The organism is Neisseriaceae bacterium, assembly GCA_016864895.1.
Classification (GTDB): Bacteria; Pseudomonadota; Gammaproteobacteria; order Burkholderiales; family Neisseriaceae; genus QFNR01.
On sequence record CP046107.1, the window covers coordinates 1,234,469 to 1,254,909 of the forward strand.

The following is a 20,441-nucleotide window of genomic DNA, read 5'->3' on the forward strand; positions in this document are numbered from 1 at the left end:
TCCTATAATAATTTTACAATGCGATACAGTCATCACAAATTATACAAGCAGTATTATGATAGTACATCTTTAATTTTAATAGTGTGTCAATAGTGGTAGTCATTTTGTTTTGATTTATTAATCAAATGGTAGGCATGATTGGACTCGAACCAACGACCCCCACCATGTCAAGGTGATGCTCTAACCAGCTGAGCTACATGCCTCTATCTATTTCCGAACGCCCAATTTTATCTAGATTAATGAAAGCTTGCAAATATAAATTCTAAAATATTTAAAGGATTTTTAATTTTTTATTATTTTTTATAAACAATAATAAGACATACTTAGTTGTATTTTAAGGATAAAGGTAAACTGGATATTTCTATTGAATATTTACTTTAATTTTTATTGACTATTTACTTTAATATTGCATTAAAATCAAGTTTAGTTATTGTCAATATTATTGTAATTTAATATTATTGATTATTATTATCAAACAACAAATGGTGTTTTTATGTCATTATTATTAAATTTTTTATATTCAGATTCTAGGAAAAATTTACCTCGATTAAAATTATCAGTTCTTTTTCTTAGCCTTAGTCCTGCTTTGATCATTGCAGATGAACTGTCAGAAAAAGCTGTTACTAAATTGGATGATATTACTGTCATAGGCACACGTTCTAAAGGGATGGTTAAGAATAATCCTCATACCATCACAGTCATTAATCGACGAACGTTAGATAATAATCCAGTAAGTAGTGTAGCTGAAGCGTTGGATGGCACTGCCGGTATAGAGGTGACAGATTCAAATAGTGCAGGAACAAAAAGAGTGAGGATTAGAGGTGAGAATTCAAGAAGAGTAACAGTATTAATTGATGGACAGGAATTAACTGATCACAGTAATTATGGTACACCAATATTAGAGAATATTTCAGAAGTAGATTCGATTGAGGTTGTACATGGGCCAGCCTCAGTTTTATATGGTTCTAAAGCAATTGGTGGAGTAGTTAATATTACAACTAAAAGTGGCGGTGGAGTTAAGGCGATTAATGGAGAGATTGGTTCGATTTATTATGGTGAATCTGGTGGTTGGCTTTTGAATACTGCCATTTTGGGTCAAATCAATCAATTTGGTTATCGTTTGGCTGCTTATAAAGAAGATCATAAAGAGATTAAAACTCCTAGAAGTAGCTATAGTGCTTATTCACTTAGATTAGAGCATACCAAACGAAAATCAGAAGGAGTTAATTTAAGTTTCGGATACACTTTGGGGGAAAATTTAAACCACTTTATAAGGATGAAGTTAGAATCTTCTAAGTTAAGTTCTGAAAACTGGAGAGAGCCTGGTATTTTGCACAGTGGATTTATGCCACTTAATTCTTTTGATATTAATTTACCTAAGCGAGATAAACGGAAAATAGGTTTTTTTTATGACGGGGAAGATATTAATTCTTTAGTGAAAAAAATTCATTTTGATACTTTTTACCAAACTGTTGTAAGGGGATTTGAAAACTCACTTAATTCTAATATTTTTGAAACTGATGATTTTACGATGTTATTTGTTAAGGGGCATGTCCCAGGTTATGTGGAAAGAATAATCCCTAGAGCTATTAGTGGTCTATCACCTATATTAAAACCTGTAAAATTTTCTATCGCTAATTATTCTGATGATAAATTGACCAATTATGGTGGGACATTTCAGATTGATTTTCAGTTGCCTTGGAATCATTATGTCATAGCGGGAATTAACTATTTGTCAGACAGATTAGAGAGTGATAAGCTGACGAATATTACTATTTCTGATTTCATTCCCAAACCCTTAAGTAATTTGCGTCTAAAATTTATTCCTAACGAAATTAAAAAAGTACATATGGGGCAATATAACGCTAATATGAATACAGTTTCATTGTTTGGTCAAGATGAATGGCAGGTGTCAGATACCCTTAAGTTAACAACTGGTTTACGCTACTATAAAATTGCAGCTAAACTAAATCATTCTAGTGATGGAGTAACCCAGAAAGGGGTAAAAGAAAATAAATTATTGAAGGCGATAAGTTTAGTTTATACAGGGGTGCCCAATTCAAGTTTTAGAATTGGTTATTCAGAGGGCTATATTACACCTAATCTAATGCAATTATTTATTAGTACAGATGCAGGGGGCATAGCTAGTTTACCAAATCCGAGATTGAAATCAGAAACTTCTAAAAATATTGAGTTGGGTGCTCGATATGCACATTCTAACTTAAGTCTGGATGGCGTACTTTTTTTGACCAAGTCAAAGGATTATATATCACTTAGAAGTTGTAGAGACAACCCTTTATGCTCTAACGTATCTAGATTTAGACCTAGTGCTATTTATGCAAATGCTGATAGAGCGAAAACCTATGGTTTGGAGTTAGGTTTAAGTTATTTAATTCCTAACTCTCAAGTCACACCATATATAGATATGGCATGGATAAAGAGAAAAGAAACTTTGGCTAATCGAGAAACGTATGCTACAGATACACCCAAATTATCTGGAAAAATGGGTGTTCGCTATGATAACAATGAGTCGAGAATACCATTTTGGGTTGATGTCTATGTCAGAGGTGCAAGTCGAGTAACATTAGCTCCAGAGCTAAACCCTAATAATCCAGGAGGAAATAAGCCAATGACCCCACTTGGTGGTTGGGTAACTGCGAATTTATCGGCCGGAATTTCTCCTAAGGTTGGAGAAAATAGTAAGGTACAGCTGGTTTTAAAGTTCAATAATATAACTAATACAAAGTATAGGAGTTCATTTAATAGCCTACCAGGAAGTGCAAGAAATATAAGTTTGTCAACTAAATGGACATTTTAGCCATTAGAATAACGATATTGATGTAAAAAATACTTTAGTTCTTGATAAGTGGGGGATCCGCTTTGAGCTCCTAGTTTTGTGACAGAGAGAGAGGCTGCTGCATTGGCTAGGGTGACAGCTTCTTCTAATCCTTGGTGCCAGAAAGTGGCTAGAGCACCATTAAAAACATCCCCCGCTCCTGTTGTATCGGAAACATTCACTTGGTAGGCTGGTTGTGATTGTATTGTGTTATTTTGATAGTATAAGACGCCATGTTGGCCATTGGTCATGATGATTTTTTCTTTAAGTAAATCAAAAACATTTTCTATACAATGAACTTGATAGTCTGAATGTATTATTTCTAAAATTTCATGTTCATTAGGTGTAATAGCGCTGACTTTCTGTAATATTTCTTTGGGTATTATGGCTGAAGGTGCAGGGTTTAAGATTACAGGAATATTGTATTGGTAAGATAGGTTACAAATATGCCATACTGTATTTAATGGGATTTCTAGCTGTAATAAAATGATGTCACTTTGCTGTAAAATATTTTCAATCGAATTAATATAGTCACATGTAATATACTGGTTTGCACCGGAATCAACGATAATTAGATTATCGCCATTGGAAGAAATAATATAGGCAGTTCCTGTATTACGATATTTAGTGATTTGACTGAATGTTAAATCAATATTCTCCTTTTTTAAGGTATCTATTAAAAAATTACCTGGTTCATCGTCTCCAAAAGTACCTATAAAAGTTACATCAGCACCTAAACGTTTAGCTGCTACAGCTTGATTAGCACCTTTTCCACCTGCAAAGCGACTGACCTGATCCGCAATTATAGTTTCACCTATATTAGGGAATTTATTGGTTTGAATGGTAATATCAAGATTTACACTACCTATGACCGTAACTTTTGGTATCATTTATTCAGGTATCCATTGTTCTACTGCTTTTTTAAATCGATTTAATCCTTTTTGCCTATCTTCATCATCAATAATTAAACTAGGCGTCATGCGAATAACATTTGTCCCCGCTTGGTTGACAATCACGCCAGCTTTGAGAGCTTCATTAACTAATTGGCCAGCTTGACCTAAAAACCTATCCGCCAGTACACAACCAATCAATAAACCTTTCCCACGAATTAATTTAAATTTACCGGTTTCAGATGCAATTTGGGTTAACTCGGTTTTAAAGAATTCATGTTGTCTCTTCACATTATTTAATGTATTTTCCGAATTGATGATATCGAAGGCTGTATTAGCAACAGCACATATTAATGGATTTCCTCCGAAAGTGGTACCGTGAGAGCCAGGTGTAAAAGATTCTGCAAACTGATTAGTAGTGAGCATGGCTCCAATAGGGAGACCGCAACCTAAGGCTTTTGCTGAAGTGAGGATATCAGGAGTAATTTGATATTGTTGGTAGGCAAAAAGGCTTCCGGTTCTACCCATACCTGTCTGGATTTCGTCTAGAATGAATGCAATGTTATATTTATTACAAAGTTCCCTTGCAATTTTTAAAAACTCAAGATGGGCTGGTAAGACGCCACCTTCACCTTGTATTGGTTCTACTATAAAGGCACAAGTTTCATCATCTAGTATGTCTTTTAAGGTTTCGATGTTATTAAATTCAGTATAATAAATCGATGGTGGTAAAGGGCCAAATCCTGATTGATATTTTTCTTGTCCTCCAACTGTGACTGTCAATAAAGTTCTACCATGAAAACTATTATGGCACGAAACAATTTTGTTTTTTTTGCAACCAAAATGATCATGAGCATATTTTCTGGCTAACTTCAAAGCGGCTTCGTTCGCTTCAGCACCAGAATTAGCCAAGAATACTTTTTCGGCAAAAGTATTTTTAACAAACTTCTCTGCTAATTCCTGAGCAGGAGTGGTTGTGAAGGTATTGGAAATGTGCCATAGTTTGTCTGCTTGTTCATGTATTGTTTGAATTAAATCGGGATTGCAGTGTCCTAAAGCATTAACGGCGATACCGCCTAGCAGATCAATATAATCTTTATTATTTTGATCCCAAACTGTGTTTCCCTGAGCTTTTACAGGAATTATGTCAGCAAATTTGAAATTGGGTGTAATATAGTTTTTCATGGTAATAATTCCTATAATAATACTATGGTGTTAAGTTTTTTATTTTAATTAAATCAATTAGTTAATGTATAAATAAATTTTAAGTTTTTTATTAATCTATTCGCGTAGTATAAATATTTTATTCAAAAAAACAATAAAATACTTTATCTCATTGAAAATTAATGATATATATTACGTGTATATTATTGCATTTGGAACAAAATTTTTTGGAAGTTTTTTGGACTGTTTTGGAACATAACACCGTAGATTGATCGGTAAATTGATGGCATAGGGTTGGTTAACAAAAGGATTTCGTCATGGGTGAATTAAAAAATAAGAAATTAAGACGACTAGTTTTTTCAACATTAATTTTGTTTTTTTCTGTTAGTATCGCTACTGCGAATGATTTTGATGATCCCTTAAAGAGAGTAATCGACATTAAGGTTCAGTCTGCCACAATTAAACCCGAAGGATCCCAGCCTGATCTGATCAAAATGACACAAATTTCTCAATCAAAAACTAAACTCAATAACAACAATAAAAAAGTAGATGACTTAGAAAAAATTATTCAAACAATTGTGGATAATCCAAGGCCGGGTAGCAAAAGTGTAAAAGAAGTAATGATTTTGACTGTTGATAATAAAGATGAAGGCGGTTTTCGGTGGGGCAATTATTTGGATTCTTCTCTTTACTCTCGTTCGGCTATTGTTATTAATGATAGAACGGGAGAGGTAATGTATCAAAAAAATCCTCATATTCAAACTTCTTTAGCCTCTATCACAAAATTAATGGCTGCAATGGTATTTTTAGATAGTAAGCAAAACATGTCAACACCAATTACCATTACGGATGAGGATGTAGATAGACTGAAAAAATCAGGGAGTCGTTTAGCGGTAGGGACGACTTTGATGAGGCAAGAATTGTTACATATAGGGCTAATGAGTAGTGAAAATAGGGCAATTCATGCTTTAGCTCGTAACTATCCAGGTGGTAAAACAGCTTTTGTAAGCGCTATGAATGCGAAGGCTAGGCAGTTGGGAATGACTAATACTATTTTTTATGAGCCAACTGGGCTGGATCCTCGAAATAAATCAACAGCCTATGATATTGTGAGAATGGCTCAAGCAGCTGACCGTTATCCTTTAATCCGCTATTATACAACTGATCAACAGACTCAAGTAAGAGCCAAGAATGGCAAAATGTTGACGTATAGAAATTCTAATGTTTTAGTTAGGAATGGGCAATGGAATGTAGGCCTACAAAAAACTGGGTATATTAAAGAAGCTGGACGCTGTATGGTAGTAAAAAGTAAGTTTGGTGATGATAATGTATACTTAGTATTTTTAGGTGCCCCGAGTTCTTATTCTAGGGTATCGGATGCAGAGCATGTAAGAGAAGTGTTTGGTGGTCGCTATTACTAAAATAATTAAAGTTGTTTGACTTGCATATCGTTTGTGTGGTGGTGTGCAAGGCAAAACATTTTAATATTGGAAAAATTATGTTACAGCAAGGGATTCCTTTACCTAAAGGATTGGAAGCTCCTCCTGAAAGTGTTCTGGTTAGTGTGATGCCACAAGAAACCAAGGTAGCATTTTATGAAAATAATGAACTATGTGAATTCCATATTGAAAGGAATTTTTCTCTTAACACTGTTGGCAATATCTATTTAGGTAAAGTTAAACGAATTTTACCAGGAATGCAAAGTGCTTTTGTGGATATTGGTTTAGAGAGGGCAGCTTTTTTGCATTTTGTTGACTTGGTTGAAAATCGAGTTAGTCCTGAGAATCCTCAAAGAATTGAAAAGATTATTTTTGAGGGGCAGTCTATATTAGTTCAAGTGATTAAAGAGCCCATTGGTAATAAAGGAGCTCGTGTAACAACCCAGATTTCTTTAGTTGGTCGTCATCTTGTTTTCTTACCCCAAGACAATCATATTGGAGTTTCTCAGCGTATTGAGACAGAAGAGCAGAAAGCAATTCTAAGAAAAAAACTTGAATCTATTATTCCTAACAATCATCAAGGTGGCTTTATTGTTAGAACAAAAGCATCAGAAGCTACAGTTGAAGAGTTGGAGGCAGATTTGATTTTTTTAGATCGTTTTTGGAAAGAAATAAAAAGTCAGAGTATATTGAGATCTTCACCATCATTGATTTTTAAAGATTTGAGTCTTGCTTTGCGATTATTAAGAGATTTTGTGGGTTCCAATACTCAAAAAATTTTAGTTGATTCATTGGTAACTTTTCAGGAGATGCGTAGTTTTGCAGAGAGCTATTGTCCAATAGTATTAAATAAAATTTTTTATTTTGAAAATAATAATGAGGTTGATTTATTTAGTTTTTATCATGTTGATTATAAAAAAGCGCTTTACCCTAGAGTGGATCTAAAGGGAGGTGGCTATTTAATTATAGAATCTACAGAATCAATGACAACCATTGACGTTAATACTGGGGGATTTGTTGGTGCTAATAATTTTCAGTCGACAATCTATCAAACAAATTTAGAAGCTTGTCAAGTGGTGGCAAGAGAGCTCAGATTACGCAATATTGGTGGGATTATTATTGTTGACTTTATTGATATGGAAGATAAGGTACATAGAGCAAAGGTTTTGCAGGAATTAGCTTATTACCTCAGTTTTGATAAGACAAAAGTAACATTAAATGGATTTACTGCCTTAGGGTTAGTTGAATTAACACGTAAACGTACTAGAAGTAGTTTAAAAAATGCATTGACAGAAAGATGTATGCACTGTGGCGGGTATGGTTACATTAAATCAATTCAGACGGTATGTTACGAGATAATGCACTTGATTTATAATGAAGTCAATAAATTTGGTTACCAATCTATTAAAGTTGTTGCATCGTCAGACGTGATTGAGTGTTTATTAGATGAGGAGTCACTTCCTTTACTAAGACTTTGTGAAGCATTGCAAACTAAAATTACTTTGGTGGTAGGAAATGAATTTGAGCGAGAAGATTATGAGTTATTTGCAGTTTAGCTCTGGATAAATATATGAATAATGCATACGATAAACAAAAAATTTATGGGCAGGATTTATGGGAAAATATTTTATCAGAAGTCGAACAAGCTGTGTTGGACGAGCCTATACTGGCTGGTTTCTTACACTTAACTGTTTTAAGAAGTTCTAATTTAGCAGAAGTCCTCGCATTTCATTTATCCAGTAGGCTATCTAGTCAGATTATGGATCCTCGTGCGTTAAATGAAATTTTTTTAGATTGTTTTAGGGAAAATAAGGAAATTATTAATGCAGTTGAAGAAGATATTTTAGCTTACTATCAAAGAGATCCTGCGTGTGATCAGTATTCTATGCCTTTACTGTACTATAAGGGGTTTCATGCTATTCAAACTCATCGTATTAATCAATGGTTATGGAAGAATAATCATAGAACTTTGGCATTGTTTTTACAAAATCGTAGTTCTGAAGTATTTGGTGTAGATATCCATCCAGGTGCTACTATTGGTCAAGGCATTATGAGTGATCATGGGACAGGTCTTGTAATAGGAGAGACTGCAGTATTAGGTAATGATATTTCTTTATTGCATGGCGTTACTTTAGGGGGGTCGGGGAAAGAAACGGGTGACAGGCATCCCAAAGTTAGAGATGGGGTCATGATTGGTGCAAATGCGTCAATTTTGGGTAATATTATCATTGGAGAATGGTCTAGAATAGGGGCTGGTAGTGTGGTCACCAGGAATGTACCTCCTCATGTGACTGTTGTGGGCGTCCCTGCCAGAATTATTGATTCTACAGATAATAACATGCCATCTAAAGAAATGAATCAAATACTGGATTATGATATGGATTTTGTTATTTAGGTTATTATGAAAATTGCTTTTATTATTTCTAGTCGATTTGGATATACCAGGAAAATTGCAAATTTTATTGCAAGTGAATTTATCACCATGAATCCTAAATATGAGATAAATTTTTTTAATTTAGCAGAGTATCCTTTAATGAGAGAGATAATGGTAGGTTGTGATGTTATTGTGGTGGGAGCATCTGTTCGTTATGGAAAGTTTGATAAAAATCTTTTTAAAATGAGTCAAAAGTATGCACACATTTTAAATCAAAAGAAGACTGCTTTTTATGCTGTGAATTTAGTGGCTCGCAAAGAGGGAAAAAATAATCCCTATCATAATATTTATACGCGAAAGTTTTTAGATAGAACCAATTGGAAACCTAGTTTAGTTGCTGTTTTTGCAGGTGAACTTAACTACCCCATGTATCGATTTTGGGATAAACAAGTTATTCGTTTGATTATGAAACTAACCGGAGGAGAAACAGATACAAGCCAAAAAATAGAATATACTAATTGGAACGAAGTTACTGAATTTGCTCATTGTATATTGTAGTGCACTCAATATTTTGTATAGAACATACTGAAAAAATTGTTCTTTGTCATTTTAATTGAATTCTTGTAGAATGCTTTAAGGTTAATGAATATAAAGAGGTTGATATGAAGAAAAGTTTTCTAGCTGTGATATTGATGTCGTTGTTTATAGTAGGAGGTTGTTCTACTTCTAACTCTAATGCATTGTCTACTACTGGGCAAAGGGTTGCACAGATAGCTAAAGAACCTGAGAAGCAATTTTTACAAGTAATTTATACTAAAGACATTGGTCAAGTTGATTTTAATCAATACTTAAAATCATTAGGAGTTATTGATACTCAAGTTAAACAAGTACAAGTGGAAACAAAATATAATCAAATTAATAAGAACACTTTAGATGCTTTAAGAAAAACCAAGCTAACTGATCCTGAAGTTAAAGTGTATTTAGATAGTCTGATTCATTTAGCGCAATTAAGTGAAGAAATCAGTTCTTATCAGGCACAACTGGCTAGTGAATATCGAGAGAATAAAAAATTGTCTTCTCAGTCTAAGGCTAAACTGGATTCTTTGAGTAAGCAGGTACAATTGGCATATACTTCAGCAATGGAAAAAGAAGTTCTCTTGACTCAGAAGTATGCCAATGAGACAACTGGAGCACTGAAAGATTTTATGTATATTCAAAGTGTCTTAAATAATGAATTAGTTGAGGTTAGTGTTTTGCAGCAAAAATTATTGAGTGATCCCTTGATTAAAAATGAAGCCCAGTTCAATAAAAAAGCAACTCCTGGTTTGGTTGCTGCTAATAATAATATAATTAATTCTTTGAGAGTCATTAATTCTTCCGATGTAAGCGTTAATGCTTATTTAAATAAATTGATTGAATCATATCAGGTTAAACTACAAATGATTAAAAAGAAAGATAAAATTATAGCAGAGCAAAAAAAGGGACAAGTTTCTCGAGCTAATGTTGATCTAATTAATCGATATCAAGAGTTAGATTATATGATCACTCAGATGAGAATGGAGCTTATTAAGCAATTTATGAATTGATCGACTAGTTAAATGCAGTGGAATCTGACAGATAAACTGGGACATTCTTTGTTATTTTTGATTGGGGGGGTACTTAGGATTTCCGTCATATTGTGTTAGTTGGGTATTGATTTTAATATTAATCAATTTGTAGATTCTTATATGCTAATGTTTTCCATAGAAATTCTTTTATGGGAATTGAAATAAACATAGAGAAAGGGCAGAAATATGGTTGACATAGTAATGAAGGATAAATATAATTACGGTCTTCACTAATTGAAACGAATTAGTTGGTTCTTTGACAATTGATTATCGATAAGTGTGAGTGCAATTGGCCTCACACTGATTTGAAGAAGTATAAGAGAAGGATAGGAAACTATTCTGTTAATACTTTGAGAATTAGACCAGAATAAAAAATAAGTTAGAGATTGAACATAAGAGTTTGATCCTGGCTCAGATTGAACGCTGGCGGCATGCTTTACACATGCAAGTCGAACGGCAGCGAGAGAAAGCTTGCTTTCTTGTCGGCGAGTGGCGAACGGGTGAGTAACGCATCGGAACGTGCCGAGTAATGGGGGATAACTATCCGAAAGGATAGCTAATACCGCATACGCTCTGAGGAGGAAAGCGGGGGACCATATATGGCCTCGTGTTATTCGAGCGGCCGATGTCAGATTAGCTAGTTGGTGGGGTAAAGGCCTACCAAGGCGATGATCTGTAGCGGGTCTGAGAGGATGATCCGCCACACTGGGACTGAGACACGGCCCAGACTCCTACGGGAGGCAGCAGTGGGGAATTTTGGACAATGGGGGAAACCCTGATCCAGCCATGCCGCGTGTATGAAGAAGGCCTTAGGGTTGTAAAGTACTTTTGTTAGGGAAGAAAAGCTTTTGGTTAATAGCCAAGAGTGCTGACGGTACCTAAAGAATAAGCACCGGCTAACTACGTGCCAGCAGCCGCGGTAATACGTAGGGTGCGAGCGTTAATCGGAATTACTGGGCGTAAAGCGAGCGCAGACGGTTACTTAAGCCAGATGTGAAATCCCCGAGCTTAACTTGGGACGTGCATTTGGAACTGGGTGACTAGAGTGTGTCAGAGGGAGGTAGAATTCCACGTGTAGCAGTGAAATGCGTAGAGATGTGGAGGAATACCGATGGCGAAGGCAGCCTCCTGGGATAACACTGACGTTCATGCTCGAAAGCGTGGGGAGCAAACAGGATTAGATACCCTGGTAGTCCACGCCCTAAACGATGACAATTAGCTGTTGGGTTTTGAAAGACTTAGTAGCGAAGCTAACGCGTGAAATTGTCCGCCTGGGGAGTACGGTCGCAAGATTAAAACTCAAAGGAATTGACGGGGACCCGCACAAGCGGTGGATGATGTGGATTAATTCGATGCAACGCGAAAAACCTTACCTGGTCTTGACATGTATGGGATCTTTTAGAGATAGAAGAGTGCCTTCGGGAGCCATAACACAGGTGCTGCATGGCTGTCGTCAGCTCGTGTCGTGAGATGTTCGGTTAAGTCCGGCAACGAGCGCAACCCTTGTCATTAGTTGCTAACATTAAGTTGAGCACTCTAATGAGACTGCCGGTGATAAACCGGAGGAAGGTGGGGATGATGTCAAGTCCTCATGGCCCTTAAGACCAGGGCTTCACACGTCATACAATGGTAGGTACAGAGGGTAGCTAAGCCGCGAGGTGGAGCCAATCCCATAAAGCCTATCGTAGTCCGGATTGTAGTCTGCAACTCGACTACATGAAGTCGGAATCGCTAGTAATCGCGGATCAGCATGTCGCGGTGAATACGTTCCCGGGTCTTGTACACACCGCCCGTCACACCATGGGAGTGGGAGATGCCAGAAGTGGGTAGGATAACCGCAAGGAGTCCGCTTACCACGGTATGTTTCATGACTGGGGTGAAGTCGTAACAAGGTAGCCGTAGGGGAACCTGCGGCTGGATCACCTCCTTTCTAGAGAATATGAGGAAATTGCACTTACACTTATCGATAATTGGTTGTTGATTGAGAAGCTAATGGGTTTGTAGCTCAGCCGGTTAGAGCACACGCTTGATAAGCGTGGGGTCGCAGGTTCAAGTCCTGCCAGACCCACCAATCCTATCAATACAAATCTTTATTGATATCTATCAACGTGTTTATGGTAGAAATCTTTCGGATGAATGTAATAGCGATAAGATCCGTCGATATGGGGTTTACCATTTAATGTCATTAACTATTTTTCTTTTCTAAGATCTCTTAAAATTTGTATTGTACATTTAGTTTATGGGGAAGTAACAGAGCCGATAACTTTTTGCTTTCTGTGGGAAATAAGTGGAGAGCTATAAAGATTTGCTGTTGTGAGATCTTGTAAAGTTGGAAAATTATACCTATTGTGATAGAAAAATGATATTGGCAGTGTTTGCAGTGCTATAACATCGGCTATTCCATCAGGTATTTTTGAGGCAAAAGTTTTGGTATCAGAAAGTTATACAACTCACTCAATCGTTAAATTATAGGCTTTTGCTGATAACCGAAAATATACTATAAAGATAAAGCTATTTTATTAAAACTATTAACTTTCAAACTTTTGTAGACATTAAGAAATCAAAATGTAATAAAGGGTCGATTATTGGTGTCGAAAAATATATTGCTTATAGAATGTGTTTATCAAGTGGTATCTTGAGTCGGTTTTTGAAAATGCCATCAACTATTTTTTAAATAAATTTTAACAATGAAAATATAACAAAGAGAGATAGGGAAATTTCTTTTTGACCAAAAATCAGATAAAATAATCTCTTATAAATCAAGTATTTTTATATTTTATCATTTAACTTTTTTCTCCTTTGTGATTTGTTTTCTGTACTCTCGTTCTAAAGTTAATTTTTGTATCGCACCCCAAAAGCCTTTTTGTTCATTTAATTGTCTTTTGTGTTGCAATTCTTTTAATTTAAACTCTTTTTCTTTTTCCAATTCTTTTCTTTGTTGTTCAGTTTGATGTACCACTATTTCCCAATTAGCTAGTTTTTGATTCTCGATAACAGTTCGTTTTAAACGAATATCATCACCTATCTGTGCATTAGAATATTGAATAGCCCCTTCTAAATTTTTACCCCAAAGAGTCCTAATTTCACCTTTTGACGTTTTGTAGGATACAAAATAGCTTTCTTTGTTTTTTTTATCATTTAAATAAGGAGATTTACCGTGTGCCACTAACTCAAATACGCCAGTAGGTCTTTTGTACTCATCGTTAATTTTCCATTCTTCTTTTTGGTATTCTTCTCTTCTTTTCTGTCTCTTAGATAAAGATCTTTGCTCCGGCTCCAATTTTACTTTTATACCATTGTTAATTAATTCTTTAGAAAAATTATGCTTTAGTTTTTGTAAGATATCTGGATTCAAATCAATATTTTTTTTTAATTCGAGATCTTGTTTATTTAAACATACATGTACCTGTGGGTGTTCTGTATCCATGTGCAATGAATAAACAAAATAGTTATTAGGAAACTGTTCTTTTAAAGTTTTTCCCACTGCTTGTAGCAAAATATCTTCTGATCCTTTTTCAATGCATTTTAATGAAAATATCATATTGTACGTTTGTCTTGTTTTGTTTTTTCCATTGTTGCAATACAACAATTTTTCGTTATACAGTCCCATTTCATTTTTAGCATTAATTGTCTCAAATTTACGTCTTAATATTTTGTTATCTGAGGTATGTAAATCAATTTTTCCATTCCTTGAAATATAGTCAATATGGTTTGCTACTTCATTATAATCTTTTCCACCAGAGGTTATTTTCACCACTGAATAATCAACCCTATCTTTAGTCTTGGTAGGTTGTTTGTATTTTATAGTGTTTCCTACGACAAAAGATCTTTTGGTATATTTAATACGATATTATTCATCAATTTTTATAGGCATTTTAACTTGATTTTAGTTATTGTATTCTTTGTTTCTTGTAACAAAGAGTTAGTTTTATCTAATAATTTTTTTAAATATTCTTCTTGTGATTCATTTAAATTAATTATCCCGTACTTTTGTTTATTGTAATATTTACTGATAGAATCGACATTTGTACCTAGTTTAATTAATTGTTTGTTTAAATTATTTAAGGTGTTTAATTCCTCAAAATTTAATAATGTTTTTTTATCAATATTAGAAGCTAATATTTTTCTTATTTGAGCATTAACCGATAAGTAATTTTTTTTACTTATTGTAGCTAAATAATCAAACTCTTTATTGTTTAAGTAAATTGTTTTTCTGTAAATTTTATTAATATTTGATGATATTGCATTATTTTTAATCAATTTATCGATGTTAGATTGATTATTTAAGAAATCGTCAATAATAATATTTATAAATCTAGAATAGGTCATCCTATTTTCTATTAATAGACATATTTGTTGGTAGGTATCATAACTAATTCTAACTGTCTTTTTAATATCTTTATTTATTTTCATGTTAATTTCCTAACAATACTGTAATTATGTAAATGTAATTTTTATCTTACAAATAATTTATGTTCTATTCCCCAATTTATTTTAATATCACTATTTTTTTTTATTTTAACTAGTAAAAATATTGTTTGCAATTGTATGTTTAGTTTGTTCAAGGTAAAAATTATGTCAGATCACAAAATTTATGTAAATTCATACCATGATTGATCTAGGATAGAACGATTTAATCCCGATTTTTTGCTTTACTCTTTTACCATGATGAGTCGTATCCCCCTTTGCAGACTTAGACATGTGACCAACCTGCAAATCTTCTACATACACAATGGCGTGGTTTTTGCTAATTTGAGCAGAGATTTGATGAAGGTAATGACGTCTAATATTGGCTATTCTCGAGTGTAAGCGTGATACTTTATTTTTTGCTTTTTTCCAGTTGTGACTCAATGGTGTCTTATGGCTCATTTGACATTGCAGTTTAGCTAACTGACGTTGTGCCGTTTTAAAACGATTGATAGGCTCAAAGTATTGACCGTTACTTAAGGTTGCAAAACGGGTAATCCCCATATCTATACCCACTTCATTGCGTAATAATCTGAAATTAGAAAATTCTTTTTCTAGAGAAGGACTTTTATCATCAAGCTCTTTATTGCATTTATTAACTATTTTTTTTGTATTTTGTATTTAAAATTGCTGGGGATTTTTTAAGACTTATTAATTTTTGATTGATATGTTTTTTAATATTTTTAATGGTTAAATCGGTACAAATTTTTAGTTGGGCAAAATCGTCATTACTGTTATCAATACATTTGTTTTATTCTTCATTTCCTTAATACTCTTTAGAGTTAAAAAAATTTTCAGTATCTCGTTAGTTGCTATCATTAGCTACTTTGTGAACGTTATTGTTTTCATAATGAGTTAGCGTAATGTTTTCAGACTCATTATAAGACACAAAAATTGAAGACATGAGTATCAATAATAAATATTTTTCATCTTATGATATCTTTATTTGGGTTTAAATTTTTTAAACTTTTTCTTTCATTTTCAAATAGTAGCATTTGTTGGTTTTATTTTTTGATTTCTAAATAAAAATTATATGTCCTGTGGATAACATTTTAAAAATGTTGATAGTAGGTAACATAAAAAATCAGCCTAGTACGGATGACACCAGACTGGTTAAGTAAAAAACCTCTACACAGAAAGGATTTTAGATCGAATTATCATTCTTTTTCAAAAAAATGTACATTTAATGTCTTTCTCAAATGAAGAACGTAAGTCAAGTGAAAATAATGGGAAAAATTTTAACAATGATGGCCAATCACCATAAATTTTTTTGTTATATGTGGTAAAAAATACACAATAAATAGTGAAAAAATTGAGGTAAAAGAGAGAACTTTGTTAGTGGTGTAAAGTGTGGAGGGATAGGGATTAAAAGCCACTACATTTCTCCTCTTAGGCATTAACCAAAAGATGTTTAAGGAGTGCTTTATTTTTTCTTTTCCTGGTATGTTCAACATATACTTGTTATGATTAACAGCATATAAGGGGTGGTTTATTCCGAACGTCACCAGGAATAGTAACTACATCGGGCGAAATTGGTGCATCAGGATAGATCGCAATAGTATTATGGTCGTTGACTTCGGGGATCTACTCTGTAAACCATAGGCTTTAAATTAAGGTAGGACAATCATAATGGATATATAGTCAGTTTTATTAGTCAATATATTCATGACTAGTCTCGATTATTTTAAGTTGGTTTAAATTAAGGGAATTTAAAAATAGAAGAAAACAGTATCTTTATTGTTACCATTATTCTTGTCTTTATTATTTTCTAAATGCGATGGTGTAGGAGACAATATTGTTGCTGGGGTAGGTGGGGTATTGCAAGAATTGGAACAACAACGATAAAAGAATCCTTGGACTACTGGTACAGCTAGCAGTAACTGGAGGAGCTTTTGGGGTCAGGATTCTTGGAATCATATACGTGATAATGTGATACCAGATAGTTGGAAACCATAAGATAATATTTCCTTTAATTTTTCATTTAGAGAATATAAAGTCTATAAAAGTTATTTAAATCCACAAAGATATGATGATCACATTATGAAAGAGTAGACAAAATATGATAAGAAAAAAATCTGTAGATATGCCGCCGTTCATTATTTCTGTTGTTATAGGGGTAATGTCTTCTGGAGCTTATATGGGACAACATGATTTAAATATATTCGCTTATTTATTTGCATAGATGGTTCTAACTTTCTTAATTACTATTCCAATCTATTACATTTTTAAAAAAGTTTTCAATTATCTTAAGTAACTTTCTTCAGATTTAAGAATTAAACAAATTGACGACACATTTCCTCTCTTAGACGTTAGCCAAGAGAATAGTCAAGGCGCCAATTTGTTCAAAAACACATTAGATATTTTAACAAAGCAAAACGTGATATAGATAGAATGACCAGTAACTCATGTCAGAAAAAATTGTCGTTGTTTTGAATACGTATATCAAAAATAAACACCTATGTTTGGATAAATAATGATCGAGTATAATGAATTAGTTAAATCTATTACGTTTTTTTTAGATTTAGGTCATAACGCCTGGGACTACAAGCTAGATATATATAAAAATGATAAAAATCAATACTTCTCTGCTTTAAGTAAAAAACAAGTATTTGATTTAATCCTAGTAACAACAAATGAGGATGTTAGAGTATCAGAGTCTTTTTGGATAGACGATAGTGATTTCAATATAGATGAAAATCATTTTTTTGCATCTGTAGAGGATTGTATTAATTCCTCCTTGGAAATTATATCCAAACAAGCAAAAGAATTTACCTACTACTCAAACGAATAATCTCACTCTAATCCTTATCCTGTTTTCAAATACAAATAAGATAAGAAATCAATATTACAATGATTTTGATAGAAGTGATTACTAACTGTTTTGATTTACGGATAAATTAAGATTGAAAAATTAATCAATAAAAAAATACAGACAGCCCAAAATCCCATTTTGTACACCAAATATTGGTTGAATAAAGAAAAGATATAGTGAAACAAAAATGTGTTCTAAAAGCTATCATGATAATGACCCATACACTCCATCATTAGATTCTCAATGTGTGAGAAATGGTCTATCCTTATTTTTGGGTAAAATCAATTAGTTGGCTTGTAAATTCTCAGTCAATTCGTATCACTAAGAATTTTTAAATTATCTTTGAAAATATTCTCTATAGAAAGATTTTTTAGAAATTCTAATATTTCTTGCGAAATAACAACCTGTGAGTTTTTTAATAGTGAAACACACCCTCTAAGCTAACGCTATAGGGTGAGCTTCGTGCGACTCATATAGATTTTCATCTATACCTTTCGTTACAACACTATAGCCTAATGGTATTGTTGTAGGAGAACTCTTGACACACATCACAGTCTCTGCGATATCGGCTAAGGCTAATTATAACAAATACACAAATAATTAAAAATAACAAAGACTATTATAGTTCTTTGAACTACTTGCTATCCATCTCCAACTATAGCATCAGCTTAGGTGGATAATTCCGCAGTGTTCGTTAAAAAAAGTTTTTTCTCAAACATATTTCCACCAATCAGTATATTTATGTGTAAGAGTTTTTTTGCTGAATCAATCTGGTGTCGTCTGCATTAGGCTGATATTTTATGTTAGATATTAACGATAAGTTATGAACTAATTTATTATGAAATAATACATTTAATGCATAAGGTTAAAAAACTATTTTGGAAGGGGAATTGATTTAATCAACCTCAAAAATCAAAACATGTCAACACAAGATAGAGGATTTTGAGATATTTCTAAAATCAATGGTATATTTAAAATTAACCGAAATAGAATTCTTAAAAACTGAAATTCAGGACAAAATTATTAAAGAGATTAATATATGTTACGCATGAATAATAAGATTAATTAGGAGTTATCAAGAGCACCTACACAAAATATTGTTAAAACAGAGTACTAAAAAAATGATAATTTAAAAATAATTAAAAATGTTAATATTCAATCAATATTATGGGCTTATGTAGGTAAGAAAATACACAACCAATTAAAACAAAAGGCTCTGGACGAAAATAGATCTATTAACGGATTAATTATCAGATTAATTAAAAAAACTTAATATTAAAGACAGAATGTGGGTTTAAAGCGAATGTGATAAACATACTAGGTGGCAGTATAGACCTATCCTCATTGTGAATTTCCATCCTGCATGGATGGGGGTATAAAGTGTCACCACGAAGCGGTTAGATCGCCTTTCAGTATTTACTTAAAACTTCGGTAAATCAGTCTAATAATTAAAGGAGTCAAATGGAGATTCTGCTATTAACCCACTTTAGTGGGTGGGGGTTGTTTTTTCGGCTAAAAAAAGTTTGGCTTAATAGCCTGGGTCAGTTATAAACTTCTAACTTTTATATCAAATCGTATTTTTTTGTAGTAAGTCATCTTTTTCCTTATCTATGGCAAAAAAAATCGTTATTAATTTGTTTAATGGAAATTAAATATATGGTCTCGTTTTTTTTGTTCTAACCAATTTTCCACCCATATTTTTGTTCAACTAAATTTCCTGTGAATGTCGGTAGATCTTTTTGTGATTTATCCACAAAAAATTACCTACTTTAGAATTTTCAATATTTTCAATATTATTAATGGGTTAACCCTTTTAATTTTAAGGGTTAAACTTAGACTGAATGTGACTAAAATATTAGGTAAACCTACAGTATAAATTACGACAAGATATTGTATAATGGTTACAGCATATGATTAAACGTCCTAAAACCTATATAGGTGTCTCGATGAAAAAAGAAAATAAATTAGAGCCATATACTTATCATAGTTCACAAATAGAAAATGCGGTACAGTCAAACTCCATTGTTCGTTCTGCTCAAGGGCTAACTATTGTGGAGAAACGTATTTTGTTAATGGCAATAGCAAAGACAAAAGGCTCAATAACAACACTAGAAATCCATGCTGAAGATTATGCTGAAACTTTTGACTTAGATGTTGCGGTGGCCTATACAGAGCTTAAAAAAGCATCGCTAGGATTTATGAAAAAACAATTCACACTAACAACCAATGAAGAATACAAAAACAAAATAAGAGAGGTTAAAACAACCTATAATTGGTTGTCATATGTGAAATATATCAAGGATAGTGGCATCCTAGAAATAAAGTTCAACTCAGATATCTACCCTATGTTATTTGAGTTGACTGGAAATTTCACGAAATATCAATTGAAACAAGCCTCCGCATTAAGATCAATTTACTCCGTCAGGTTATTAGAAATGTTTGAAAGCGTTGTTCAATCAAATGTGATACATAAAGACAAACAAGGAAATACAACGTCTACAACAAAAAGAGATGGTGGTTGTCTAAAAATCCATATTGATGACTTCAATCATGCCATGGAAACACCCCGAAGCTACCGAGAGAGTTTTAAAGACCTTAAAAGGCGGATTATTGAACCTGTTATCAAAGAGTTAGAGGAAAAATACGATTGGAAAATAGAATACCGCATGATCAAGAATGGTAGGAAAGTAGCCATGTTGGAGTTTGAATTCTCCCGAAATATTCAAGGTAGATTGTTTTAAATCAAATGTAGCATTCTTTTTTTTGATCAAATAAGCCCCCCTTATTATAGAAAATAATAAGAATTATGAATTGTTTTTTTTATGATCTATTTAAATTTTGTTATTTGTGTT

General features: G+C 33.2%; 12 protein-coding genes, 2 tRNA genes, 1 rRNA gene and 1 pseudogene. 10 read left to right on the forward strand and 6 right to left on the reverse strand.

Going from position 1 to position 20,441, the window contains the following annotated elements:
* Positions 1 to 126 precede the first annotated feature (126 nt).
* A tRNA-Val gene (locus GKC53_05295) sits at positions 127 to 203 on the reverse strand.
* A gap of 290 nt (positions 204 to 493) precedes the next feature.
* Here GKC53_05295 and GKC53_05300 point away from each other — a divergent pair.
* Complete coding sequence (locus GKC53_05300; protein QRN41532.1) at positions 494 to 2,818, forward strand: TonB-dependent receptor; 2,325 nt, start codon at positions 494 to 496, stop codon at positions 2,816 to 2,818.
* Here the strand turns inward: GKC53_05300 and GKC53_05305 are convergent.
* Positions 2,815 to 3,726, reverse strand: a complete 912-nt coding sequence (locus tag GKC53_05305) for a ribokinase (GenBank protein ID QRN41533.1) — start codon at positions 3,724 to 3,726, stop codon at positions 2,815 to 2,817. The genes GKC53_05300 and GKC53_05305 overlap by 4 nt on opposite strands.
* Positions 3,727 to 4,911, reverse strand: a complete 1,185-nt coding sequence (locus tag GKC53_05310; protein QRN41534.1) for an acetylornithine/succinylornithine family transaminase — start codon at positions 4,909 to 4,911, stop codon at positions 3,727 to 3,729.
* 296 nt (positions 4,912 to 5,207) lie between these two features.
* Here GKC53_05310 and GKC53_05315 point away from each other — a divergent pair, with 296 nt between their 5' ends.
* From GKC53_05315 to GKC53_05345, 7 genes are all read left to right on the forward strand, one after another.
* Positions 5,208 to 6,311, forward strand: coding sequence for a D-alanyl-D-alanine endopeptidase (locus tag GKC53_05315; protein ID QRN41535.1), 1,104 nt, complete (start codon positions 5,208 to 5,210; stop codon positions 6,309 to 6,311).
* 77 nt (positions 6,312 to 6,388) lie between these two features.
* Positions 6,389 to 7,885 (forward strand): Rne/Rng family ribonuclease, encoded by a 1,497-nt coding sequence (locus GKC53_05320; GenBank protein QRN41536.1) that lies wholly within the window; start codon positions 6,389 to 6,391, stop codon positions 7,883 to 7,885.
* A gap of 14 nt (positions 7,886 to 7,899) precedes the next feature.
* Positions 7,900 to 8,724 carry a serine O-acetyltransferase gene (gene cysE / locus GKC53_05325; GenBank protein QRN41537.1) on the forward strand — a complete coding sequence of 275 codons (825 nt, stop codon included), beginning with the start codon at positions 7,900 to 7,902 and terminating at the stop codon, positions 8,722 to 8,724.
* A gap of 6 nt (positions 8,725 to 8,730) precedes the next feature.
* The gene (gene hemG, locus GKC53_05330; protein ID QRN41538.1) at positions 8,731 to 9,261 is read left to right on the forward strand and encodes a menaquinone-dependent protoporphyrinogen IX dehydrogenase; all 531 of its coding nucleotides are present in this window, start codon (positions 8,731 to 8,733) and stop codon (positions 9,259 to 9,261) included.
* Between the two features lie 104 nt (positions 9,262 to 9,365).
* Positions 9,366 to 10,289 carry a hypothetical protein gene (locus GKC53_05335; GenBank protein QRN41539.1) on the forward strand — a complete coding sequence of 308 codons (924 nt, stop codon included), beginning with the start codon at positions 9,366 to 9,368 and terminating at the stop codon, positions 10,287 to 10,289.
* 406 nt (positions 10,290 to 10,695) lie between these two features.
* Positions 10,696 to 12,242, forward strand: a 16S ribosomal RNA gene (locus GKC53_05340).
* A 62-nt stretch (positions 12,243 to 12,304) separates the two neighbouring features.
* Positions 12,305 to 12,381, forward strand: a tRNA-Ile gene (locus tag GKC53_05345).
* A 708-nt stretch (positions 12,382 to 13,089) separates the two neighbouring features.
* Here the strand turns inward: GKC53_05345 and GKC53_05350 are convergent.
* The 3 genes and pseudogenes from GKC53_05350 to GKC53_05360 all read right to left on the reverse strand — a co-directional run bounded on the left by GKC53_05350 (position 13,090) and on the right by GKC53_05360 (position 15,296).
* Positions 13,090 to 14,067 (reverse strand): relaxase/mobilization nuclease domain-containing protein, encoded by a 978-nt coding sequence (locus GKC53_05350; protein QRN41540.1) that lies wholly within the window; start codon positions 14,065 to 14,067, stop codon positions 13,090 to 13,092.
* A 107-nt stretch (positions 14,068 to 14,174) separates the two neighbouring features.
* Complete coding sequence (locus GKC53_05355) at positions 14,175 to 14,723, reverse strand: hypothetical protein (protein QRN41541.1); 549 nt, start codon at positions 14,721 to 14,723, stop codon at positions 14,175 to 14,177.
* Positions 14,724 to 14,908: 185 nt separating this feature from the next.
* Positions 14,909 to 15,296: pseudogene (locus GKC53_05360) on the reverse strand (transposase).
* Between the two features lie 1,954 nt (positions 15,297 to 17,250).
* Between GKC53_05360 and GKC53_05365 the strand changes: the two are divergent.
* Both GKC53_05365 and GKC53_05370 read left to right on the forward strand, forming a co-directional pair.
* Positions 17,251 to 17,568, forward strand: a complete 318-nt coding sequence (locus GKC53_05365; protein QRN41542.1) for a hypothetical protein — start codon at positions 17,251 to 17,253, stop codon at positions 17,566 to 17,568.
* 1,931 nt (positions 17,569 to 19,499) lie between these two features.
* Positions 19,500 to 20,330, forward strand: a complete 831-nt coding sequence (locus tag GKC53_05370) for a RepB family plasmid replication initiator protein (protein ID QRN41543.1) — start codon at positions 19,500 to 19,502, stop codon at positions 20,328 to 20,330.
* The last annotated feature ends 111 nt before the right edge of the window (positions 20,331 to 20,441 follow it).